This window comes from uncultured Microscilla sp., from assembly GCF_947493425.1.
GTDB lineage: Bacteria > Bacteroidota > Bacteroidia > Cytophagales > Microscillaceae > Microscilla.
This window is the reverse complement of record NZ_CANLRP010000238.1, coordinates 1-10,344: the sequence shown is the minus strand read 5'-3', so window position 1 is coordinate 10,344 and position 10,344 is coordinate 1. Positions and strand designations below refer to the sequence as shown.

General features: G+C 43.2%; 9 protein-coding genes. 2 read left to right on the top strand and 7 right to left on the bottom strand.

Features of this window, described 5'->3' with window-relative positions; genetic code table 11:
* The first annotated feature begins 665 nt into the window (after window positions 1-665).
* Both Q0954_RS30970 and Q0954_RS30965 read left to right on the top strand, forming a co-directional pair.
* Window positions 666-3,749 carry a fibronectin type III domain-containing protein gene (locus tag Q0954_RS30970; protein WP_299464830.1) on the top strand — a complete coding sequence of 1,028 codons (3,084 nt, stop codon included), beginning with the start codon at window positions 666-668 and terminating at the stop codon, window positions 3,747-3,749.
* 59 nt (window positions 3,750-3,808) lie between these two features.
* Entirely contained in the window at window positions 3,809-4,297 is a 489-nt protein-coding gene (locus tag Q0954_RS30965; RefSeq protein ID WP_299464827.1) for a DUF6702 family protein, read from the top strand.
* Between the two features lie 289 nt (window positions 4,298-4,586).
* Here Q0954_RS30965 and Q0954_RS30960 read toward each other — a convergent pair whose 3' ends face one another.
* From Q0954_RS30960 to Q0954_RS30930, 7 genes are all read right to left on the bottom strand, one after another.
* Window positions 4,587-5,009 carry a leucine-rich repeat domain-containing protein gene (locus tag Q0954_RS30960; protein WP_299464824.1) on the bottom strand — a complete coding sequence of 141 codons (423 nt, stop codon included), beginning with the start codon at window positions 5,007-5,009 and terminating at the stop codon, window positions 4,587-4,589.
* 64 nt (window positions 5,010-5,073) lie between these two features.
* Complete coding sequence (locus tag Q0954_RS30955) at window positions 5,074-5,766, bottom strand: lycopene cyclase domain-containing protein (protein ID WP_299464820.1); 693 nt, start codon at window positions 5,764-5,766, stop codon at window positions 5,074-5,076.
* Window positions 5,767-6,208: 442 nt separating this feature from the next.
* Complete coding sequence (locus tag Q0954_RS30950; RefSeq protein WP_299464817.1) at window positions 6,209-6,667, bottom strand: sterol desaturase family protein; 459 nt, start codon at window positions 6,665-6,667, stop codon at window positions 6,209-6,211.
* Window positions 6,668-6,769: 102 nt separating this feature from the next.
* Window positions 6,770-7,411: a carotenoid biosynthesis protein gene (locus tag Q0954_RS30945; RefSeq protein WP_299464814.1), complete on the bottom strand. Its 642-nt coding sequence runs from the start codon at window positions 7,409-7,411 to the stop codon at window positions 6,770-6,772.
* Window positions 7,386-8,876, bottom strand: a complete 1,491-nt coding sequence (gene crtD, locus Q0954_RS30940) for a 1-hydroxycarotenoid 3,4-desaturase CrtD (RefSeq protein WP_299464811.1) — start codon at window positions 8,874-8,876, stop codon at window positions 7,386-7,388. The genes Q0954_RS30945 and crtD overlap by 26 nt, the downstream gene beginning before the upstream one ends.
* Window positions 8,877-8,880: 4 nt before the next feature.
* Window positions 8,881-9,408 (bottom strand): isopentenyl-diphosphate Delta-isomerase, encoded by a 528-nt coding sequence (gene idi / locus Q0954_RS30935; protein WP_299464808.1) that lies wholly within the window; start codon window positions 9,406-9,408, stop codon window positions 8,881-8,883.
* 21 nt (window positions 9,409-9,429) lie between these two features.
* The gene (locus Q0954_RS30930; RefSeq protein ID WP_299464805.1) at window positions 9,430-9,882 is read right to left on the bottom strand and encodes a hypothetical protein; all 453 of its coding nucleotides are present in this window, start codon (window positions 9,880-9,882) and stop codon (window positions 9,430-9,432) included.
* Between the last annotated feature and the right edge of the window lie 462 nt (window positions 9,883-10,344).

The following is a 10,344-nucleotide window of genomic DNA, read 5'->3' as shown; positions in this document are numbered from 1 at the left end:
TGTTTGTAGGGGGCTTTTAGCCTTTGCTTGAGCTACGCTGGGTTTTTAGCCTTTAGCTTTTTCTTGAGCTACGATAGGGTTTAGCCTTTGGCTTTTGTTTGGCTGTTTGTAGGGGGCTTTTAGCCTTTGCTCGATGGTGATTATCATATTTGCGAAAAAGAGAAAAACTATTCGAAGCACAGAAAGGCTAACGGCTCTACGAAGCACAGAAAGGCTAACAGCTAACGGCTAAAACTATTCGAAGAACAGAAAGGCTAACAGCTAATGGCTAAACCCCCGCGAAGAACAAAAAGGCTAAAGGCTCATCTCCACGAAGAACAGAAAGGCTAAAAGCTAACGGCTAAAGCTATACGAAGAACAAAAAGGCTAAAGGCTAAACCTCCACAGAGAACAAAAAGGCTAAAGGCTAAAGCTACACGAAGAACAGAAAAGCTAAAGGCTCCACAGAGAACAGAAAAGCTAACAGCTACTCGAAGAACAAAAAGGCTAAAAGCTCTACAAAGAACAGAAAAGCACCCAATAACTTAACCTGATGGTTTGATTTTACCCACTTACTTGCCCTTTATTTAATTAATCAGTAATCACTGGTTAACCTTATAACTCTACCTTGCGCCCCTTTCAATGTCCTCGTCAAATACATACACTAAACTATAACAAAGTACTTCATGAAAACAAGATTACAACACTTGTCAGTAGCATGGCTATTGGCACTGTTTGCTTGTGCTGGGGCAGTTGCCCAACAGGTAAAACCCTATTTGCAAGCAGCTAAGCCTACTTCGGTATGGATAAGCTGGAAAACCGACAATGGTACCAACCCTACGGTAAGCTATGGTACATCGGCAGCAACGCTCAATACTACAGTAGCGGGTACTACGGTAAACCTAAAGCCTAAAGACATTACATATAGAAGCCCTTACCACTGGCACAATGTAAAACTTACCGGACTTTTGCCCAATACTGGCTATTATTATCAGGTAAAAAGCGGCTCTAGCGATCGGTCGGCGGTGCATTACTTTAAAACTCCCCCTGCCTATGGCAACAACAATGGCAAGTTGCGTTTTATAGCCCTTGGCGACCACCAGTTGATCAACTATCAGGGCAGACCCTATTATAAGTTCAACGAGTTGGTGCAAGCTGCCAAAAAGAAAGCTGAAGCACTGTATGGAACTCCCATTGCCAACCATATCAACCTGATTATCAATGATGGCGACCAGGTAGATGTAGGTACCCTCAATCATTACGAAAAAATTCATTTTGCCAAGCAAAGTTACATTACACCTAACTTACCCCTTATTACAGCAGTAGGCAACCACGAGTTGTATGGATCGATGGGGCTCAATGCTTATTATGAGCATTTTATCCTCAACGATAATTTTAGCTACCAGGGCATCAACTCAGGCACCGAGCGTTATTATGCCTACCAAATGGCGAATGTATTGTTTGTAGTGCTCGACAGTGAACTCAAGGGCAATACCCAACTCAATTGGGCAAAATCGGTGATCAATGCGGCTAAAAACGACACCAATGTAGATTGGATTTTTACCATTGCCCACCGTCCTTATCAGGCAGAACAATACTCCAACGACTACTCGCCCTGGTACGCCAGAGAAGTGTTACCTGCGCTTAAAACAACCGATAAATTTGTGTTGCACATTGCCGGGCACCACCACCTTTACGCCAGGGGGCAGTTCAAAGACCACCCTGGGTACCACATTATATCTGGAGGAACTGCCTGGCCACAGTATTGGGGCGATTCGGGCAACGAAACCGACCACGCCGAAACCCAAGGTTCCTGGTCTAACTTTGCTTACCAGATCATAGAGATCGACAACGTTACCAGAAAAATGAAGGTGCAGTCTTATACTATAGGGAGCCTTGACAAAACCAAAGACAACGTATTGCTTGACGAGTTTCACTTACAAAGAAATGGGGTGGCTCCTAACAAGCCCAGCATTGCCAATACCCCATCGGGTGCGGTAAGTTTGCCTTATGAGTTTAAAAGCAGTGCTTATGCCAGTGCATCGGGTGAGGCGTACAACTCTACCCAGTTTCAGGTATCGGCAAGTAGTAGTTTTTCCAGCCTTCGCATAGATGAGTTTCGTCATTTTGAAAATTATTATGGGCGCAAAGATGGGCTACGCGACGAAACCCAGGACATAGGTTTGGGGGCAGGTATTTTTAACCTCAACATTCGCTCGAACCAATTGAGCAATGGTAAATATTATGTAAGGGTACGCCACCGTGACAAAAGCTTGCGCTGGAGCGCTTGGTCAGACGCGGTGCAGTTTGAGGTAAGTGGCAGTGTAGATGCTGCGCCCACGTTGGCGCTGAACAAAACAAGCTTTAATATCAACGAAAACCTAGAGGTAAGCTATGGCAATGGCCCTGGCAACGCCAAAGACTGGGTAGGTATTTATAAAAAAGGACAGGTACCAGGCTTGGTTGGTTCTACCAAATGGTCTTATGTAAACAGCAACGGGACAGGTCTATTAAATTTTAGCCTTGCCGAAAGTGGTGAGTATTTTGTGGCATTTTTTGAAAACAATGGTTACAAAGAGATGGCCAGCCGGGTCTATTTTTGGGTAGGAGCCATCCCTGCTTTATCATCGGCAAAAACCCAATATGCCCAAGGCGAAGAAGTGGCCATTGCGTATGCCTCGGCACCAGCCAACAGCCAAGACTGGATAGGCATATACAAGGTAGGCGTAGACCCTGCCAAAGATGCCTACACTCAGTGGCAGCGGGTAAGTGGCAATGCCAATACGCTTAAATTTACCAATTTGCCTAAAGGTTATTATTATGCTACATACCACCTCAATAATGACTACACCGAGATAGGCAACCGGGTAAAGTTTCAGGTGGGCACTCAAATCACTTCTATTAGTTTAGACAAAACCAAGTATGCGCTCAAAGAGCCTATCAATATTACTTTTGCCAATACTCCAGGCATAGAAAAAGACTGGTTGGGCATTTACCGCGATGGCGATGTTCCGGGCAGAGAGGAGTTGTTTACTTATAAGTATTTTGATGGCGCTACTCAGGGTACTACCACTATTGACGGCACCGAAGGAAACGAAGGGGCGCCTAATCAATTGCCCATCCAGGCAGGCAGGTATTTTATAGTCATGTTTACCGATGACAGCTACACTGAGGTGTCGAACCGGGTGTATTTTGAGGTAAGCGCCTCTAAACCAAGCGACCCGGTGACTTCTATCAGCCTGAACAAGGCGGCGTATGCTCCCGACGAAAACATAGTGGTTACTTATGCCAATGGCCCTGGTAATGCCAAAGACTGGGTAGGTATTTACAAAAAAGGAGATACTCCGGGCACCCAGTACTCTACCCAGTGGCAGTATGTAAGTGGCAAAGATGGGGTGCTTGATTTTAAGTTATCGAACGAAGGAGAGTATTTTGCCGCATTTTTTGAAAACAATGGTTACAAAGAAATTGCCAGCCGGGTCAATTTTACCATTAGTCAAAACAATGCCCGACAAACCCGCCCTCAAGAACAAAAAACAGCCGCTGCGCATGTTTATCCCAACCCTATGACTGCAGCTACTGTGATAGAGGCGCCCACAACTATTCGCAGAATAGAATTGTTTGATAGTGCCAATGGAAAACTGGTACTAAAAATGGCTCAGCTTAAGCAAAAAAGGGTAAGGCTGGCAAAGCATCGTTTGCCTGCTGGCAATTACCTGGTAAAAGTATATGCCGATAAAGTATACCACTTGAAGGCAGTAGTAGAATAAGTCATTGTTTAAACCCCTGCCCCGTCAAGTTGTATTGACGGGGTTTATTTTTATATCCTATGAAACTCTTATTCATTATTGCTCTGAGTAGTTGGTTAAACACCACGCTCACGCATCCGCTCAAAGTGTCGGTCAGCGAAATGACTATTGGTAACAATCAACGGGTAGTTATAGAAACCCGCCTGTTTTTAGACGACTTGACTGACCACATCAGTCAAACCTATCGCTTGCTTAAGCCCACATTTCATACTGTAGACAGTGAGGGCACCAAAGCTTTGCAACGCTACATCAATCAACGTTTTTACTTGGCACAAAATAACCAACCTAACCGTTTAAAAATTACCCATACCCGTTTCTCAGAAGATAAAAAAGCCTTGATTGTACGGTTAGTTAGCCGACAAGCCTTGCGAGGTAACCAACCCTTTCGGGTAAAAAACACTTTATTTTTTGATGTGTTTAAAAAACAAAAAAATTTGGTGAATGTTTCGGGAACACACCAAGCAGCCCATGCTTTTAGTTTGCATCACCCCTGGTGGCAGGTAAAGTAGGGCTTTCTTACCTATACCTGGCAGGTTTTGTAGTATAGGCAGTTGAAATTTAATATTTGCAAACCTATAATAAAGAGAGGTCTACCCACACCTGCCAGGTTTTCAAAACCTGGCAGGTGTAAAAAGCTGTTTTATTAAAAGTCTACAGACTGCACTAGAAAACCTGCCAGGTATAAAACGCTATTTTATTAAAAATCTACTGGCTGCGTTAAAAATATAGAATCTCCCATTAATCTACTGATTATTAGCAACATACAAATTTCACAAGAGACCCTTGCTAAGTAACGTGTTAGAAATTCATGGCGGTGTTAGGCAGTTTTTTCAGAATGGCAGCGCGCAGTTCTTTAGGAATAGGATTGCGCATGAGCTGTAGCCTTTCCAACTTGGGCAGTTTGTCTACCCCAATGGGCAATGTTTTGAATTTATTATTAGATAAATCGATTCGTTCGAGTTTTTGTAAGGTGGCTATTTCTGCCGGAAGGCTGTGCAATTGATTGTTTTTGAGGTTCAACCTTTGCAAGTTTTTCATCTGGAGTATTTCCTTAGGAAACGTACGCAAACGCTCCCACGCCAGGGTAAGGCTTTCTACCTTTTCGGGATGTTTCATTGCTTCTTCGAGCGAGGTGTACGTTTTTGGGGCACACCCCGCCATCATAATTACCCAGCCTACCACTAATAGTACTCGCCAGTTTATATTTATTGATTTATTCATACCCAAGACAAAAATAGTGTAGGGCAACATACACTAAAGTACAGTATAAACTAAATTTATTCTCTTAAAACCCTTCATCACGTTGTTTTAAATGTTCATAAATAGTGGTATTCATCAAAATGAGCAACATGCCATAAAAAGTGTCTTCTACCGGAATGGTAAACATTCTTAGAGAGAGGTTTTCGGCGTTGTTATACCAAACCACTTGCTCATCGATGAACGAACCAGTAAGAATGCCATTGACAATAAAAAAGGGAATGAGCCACACTATCATCGCCAGGTAAAAGCGCCCCAAATAATCGACCTTGAGCACCAATAAATGATAAAGCAAAAAAGCGACTGTAAACAAGAAGGTAAGGGAGGTGTACCAGCGCCAAGCCGTAAACACACCCACCAGACTCAGCCCTACAATAAGGACAATGGTAATGCTGCGCGCGTGCTTGCCCAAAATATCCTGAGGTATATAATACTTGAGCACTTCGTACACAAAAATACAGCAATAAGGAATGACCACAAAAAATAGCCATTCGCCCAAAGGCAGGTTAACTATATGAATACCCGACAGGTAGCGGTCGTTGAAGCCCCACACCCCCCAATGGGTAAAGATAATGTCCCATACTATAAAAAAAGTGCCTACAATGGCTATTGCCGGAAAGAGGTACTTCCATTTTTTATAAAAATCTACCCTGGGGTCAAAGCTCTTGATAAAAGGCACCAGAATAGAGAGCAGGTTTATAAGCAAGTATAAGTAATGCATAATAATAGTCAGTAGTTGGTAGTCGGTAGCATCTACAGCCTCAAGCTTTTAGCCATTAGCCTTTAGCTTGCGGCTGCTTTACAAGCAACTAACCAAGCATATAGTGTGTTGATTTTTAACTGTTTATACAATTGGTAGATGGAAGTCAGTAGTTTTCGCTGTTTTTTAGTTCCTTTTTAGCTTTAGGTTGTGGGTGCGTTTTAGTCGATAGTTTCTCCTAATTAACCCAAGTTGCAGTATATAAACTGTAAAAGCTTAAATTCCGGCTATTTATATTATGAATATAACATCCTACTATACATTTTGGCTCAAGCTGGCAGTGAAGACACTGCCAGCAGCGCGTCCGCCTCGAGTTGTGTCTCCACAACCGAAAAATGTATAGTAGGATGCGAATATAACTGGCACTTGAAGCTTGTCGCTTATACCTCGCAACTTAAGTTAATTAAGCCTTCTCTCGTCTAGCCTCTTTCAAATATTTGAGCGGAAACAACAACATACCAAAACACTCGCCTTCTTCCTTATCGAGGTGGCGGTGGTGGGCACGGTGGGCACGCCTTACGGCTTTAAAGTAAGGGTGGTTGGCTTTGCGCAAAAGTTTGAACCTTTGATGGATAAAAATATCATGCACAATAAAATAAGCCAGCCCGTATACAGCAATGCCGGCTCCAATCCACACCCGAAAGTCGTTGCCGTTCATCATACCAAACATAATGCAGAGCCAACTCGGAATGGCAAAGATGAGAAAGAAGGAATCATTTTTTTCAAAAAAGCCGGGTTCTTTCTGGTGGTGGTCTTTGTGTAATACCCACAACAACCCGTGCATGAGGTATTTGTGCGCAAACCAGGCAACAAATTCCATCACTAAAAAAGTAGCAATTACAATGAGTATATTAATGATCATGTTTTGATGGTTTTATGTTTTAAGGTACAAGCTTTTAGTAGCAAGCGACAAGAAGCTTGTACAGGTTTTATGACTTGTGGCTTGTAGCTTATGCCTTGAAGCTTAAAAAATATTCAACGCCCCAAAGAACGCAAATTGTACTGCCAATAACACCGCTGCCAGTGGATTGTTTTTATCAAACTTTAATCGGTGGAAAAGCATCAGCAAAGCAAAGGCAACAATGTACCACATCACGTAGTTTTGCAAAGGAATAATGTCGTTTTGCCAGCCCCAAAAATCATAGCGCATGGCCACGGGTTCTATTAAATAATCAAGCCCTACCATTATAGCGGCTGCCAATGCACTTTTGACGACTATGGGTAGCTTAAGCTGATGAGTAACTACCCCTGAACTATACACCAAAATAAGCCAGTTGACACCAATGATAACAGGGGTGCCCCAAATCTTAAAACCCAGAGTAGCGCCATAACTATAATTGCCAAACAGTAGTCCGGTTTGCACCCCCACGAGTTCTACAATGAGCCCAGTAGCAAAGCACACCGCACAAAACCACCAAAAACTTGGTTGATAGTCGCGGTGGGCGCTCAGCAGTACAAAAGCCGACAACAACAGGTTGAGTGGGGTAAGGGCAATAAAATATGCTGCAAAAGGCGAATGAAACCCTATAGCCCCTGCCAGGTGCACTATTACCAGTAAAAAAGCGGCTTGCTTTTGTTTTTTATTGTGTAGTGACCAACGCTCCATGCTTTTCTTTGATAATGTTTGAAACTATTTTGGCAGACAGCAAACATAGCGGAATGCCTCCGCCCGGATGTACGCTGCCCCCACAAAAATATAAATGCTTGATTTTACGCGAAAAGTTGGGGTGCCGCAAAAACGCCGCATAACGATTGTTAGAACTTGAACCATACAACGACCCCTGAAACGAAGATGTTTTTTGCTCGATGCTGCGCGGGTCTAAAATAGCCTCGGTTTGTATGAGCGCCCTAATGTCTTTGCCCAATATCCGACTGGTTTTGTCCAACACATTTTGTCGGGTTTCGGCAATCCATTGATCCCAATCTTGTCCTTGATTGCCTGGCACATTTACCATCACAAACCAATTTTCGGCGTTGGCAGGTGCATCGTTTTTTTCGCGTTTCGATGTAATGTTGATATATACTGTAGGGTCAGGGTATATTTTTTTGAGGTCAAATAAATGTTCAAACTCTACCTTGTAGTCTTGGGCAAACAGAATATTGTGTACATCTAATTCGGGAAAAGTAGCCCCCATTCCCCAGTAAAAAATCAAGGCTGAGCTAGACCTTTCCTGTTTCAGTGCTTTTTCGGGAGCAGGTTCGTTTTTGAGCAAATGCCTATAGGTAGGCACCACATCCATGTTGCTCACTACTACATCGGCATACACTTCTTTGCCGCTTACGCTAATGCCTTTAGCTACCTTATTGTCTACTATGATTTTGTCTACTTTGGCGCCCAGCCTAAACTGTACCCCTAGCTCTATGGCAAGCTTGTACACGCTTTGGGTAATGCTATGCATACCGCCTTGCGGCAAATAAGCTCCCATGTTATGCTCTAGGTGGGGTATAATATGGAGTATACCAGGTGCTTTGTAAGGACTTGAGCCATTGTAAGTAGCATAACGGTCAAACAGTTGTACCAAGTGGGGGTTTTTGAGTTTGCGCTGATTTACCTCGTGCATCGTGCTAAAAATATGCATTTTATGCATATTGGCGATGCTCTTGACCACGTCGAGGTTCAGGAAGTTTTTTGCCTGGTGCAGCGACTGTTCCATAAACAACTGGTGCGTATGCTCAAATATTTCGGCACTGTTGTGCAAATGTTTTTCCAATACTTTGGCAGGCACGCCCAGCTTTTGTTCTACCTCTTGGGCAAAAGCGTTGGGTTGGGCATACGCCGAAAGACGGGTGCCATCTTCATAAAAATAGTTACAAACTACGGGGAGTTGCTCATAATTAAAGTAATGTGTGGGATTTTTGCCTGCCTCTTCGAACAATTCGTCTACCAAAAAAGGCATGGTAAACAAAGATGGTCCTGCGTCGAACCTAAAGCCGTCTTGTTCAAACTGGGTAAGTTTGCCTCCAGGATAATCGTTGGTTTCGTATACCTCTACCTGGTACCCGGCAGTAGCCAGGCGTACACTGGTGGCTATGCCGGCTATGCCTGCACCTATCACAACTGCTCTCGCCATACACCTATGCTTTGATGGTTAAAAACTTGTTTCGGTGTTGTTTCAGGATAATCTTAAACCACTCGGTATATCTTTCGGGCACTTCCTGCATTTCTTGTTCAATGGCTTCTATACTCATATATTTCCAGTCACAGGCCTCTTCTGGGTTTAATTTAGGGGTACCGTCATAGTGCCCTATAAATACATGGTCAAGTTCGTGCTCAGTCAGCCCACGGTCAAGTTCGGCTTTGTACAAAAACTTAAACGCATAATGAATATCACAATCAAAGCCCATTTCCTCCATCAATCGGCGATGTATCCCCGTATCGAGCACCTCGTTGGGTCGTGGGTGGCTACAACAGGTATTAGTCCAGAGTCCCCCCGAATGGTATTTATGTTGGGCACGTTGCTGAAGCATTAGTTCGTTTTGGTCGTTGAACACAAACACAGAAAATGCCCGATGCAACAATCCTTTTTGGTGAGCTTCCAGTTTGTTCATAGTACCTAGCTCGTTGTCTTGCTCATCTACTAAAATGACTTGTTCTTCTTGCATACAATTCCTTGGTTATCATTATTATAAATACTTTTCGGCAAGTGCCCTATCTTCTTCGGTAGCAGCTTGTGACTCTTGCAAAGCAGTAGCCACTGCTTTGACCAAGCCAGGGTCATCTTCTATAAGAGGCAATCCTTTGGTCAGTAGTTGCTTATCTTCCGATATGTTCCTTTTATAATTTAACAAAGCCGGGCTGTTTACCTGTATTGTAAATCGTAAAAAACGAAGTTCAATGCTCTCACTATCTTTTACAATCGCACGGTCTATGATGGCTGCCCCATCCATAAATCGGCTGAGTTTTATATGTGGCAGAAAACTGTGCTTCGCCCTAATAGCTTGTACTGCGCCTTTGTAGCCCAATAGCACAGGGTAGTCTTCAGTCTGTTGATTGTCCAACATTTTATATAACTTATCGCAAACACTACTGCTGTCAGCTGCTTGTTGATACAGTTGTCTTAATTCGTCTAATGTCATTGTTTGTGTTGAGCCGTTAGCTTTTGTTTAACTGTTTGTATTGAGCCATTAGCTTTTAGCCTTTTCTTGAACTTTGATTGGCTTTTAGCCTTTAGCTTTTTTGTTCTTCGAGTAGCTTTAGCCTTTAGCTTTTGTTTGGCTGTTTGTAGGGGGCTTTTAGCCTTTAGCCTTTTCTTGAGCTACGATTGGCTTTTAGCCTTTAGCTTTTTTGTTCTTCGAGTAGCTTTAGCCTTTAGCTTTTGTTTGGCTGTTTGTAGGGGGCTTTTAGCCTTTAGCCTTTTCTTGAGCTACGATTGGCTTTTAGCCTTTAGCTTTTTCTTGAACTACGATGAGCTTTTAGAATCGCTTGCGCTCATTCGTAATTAGCTTACGCAGAGCTCCCTTTGGTCGGTTCGTAATTAACTACGCTTGCGCCAATTCGTAATTAGCTTACGCAGAGCTCCCTTTGGTCGGTTCGTAATT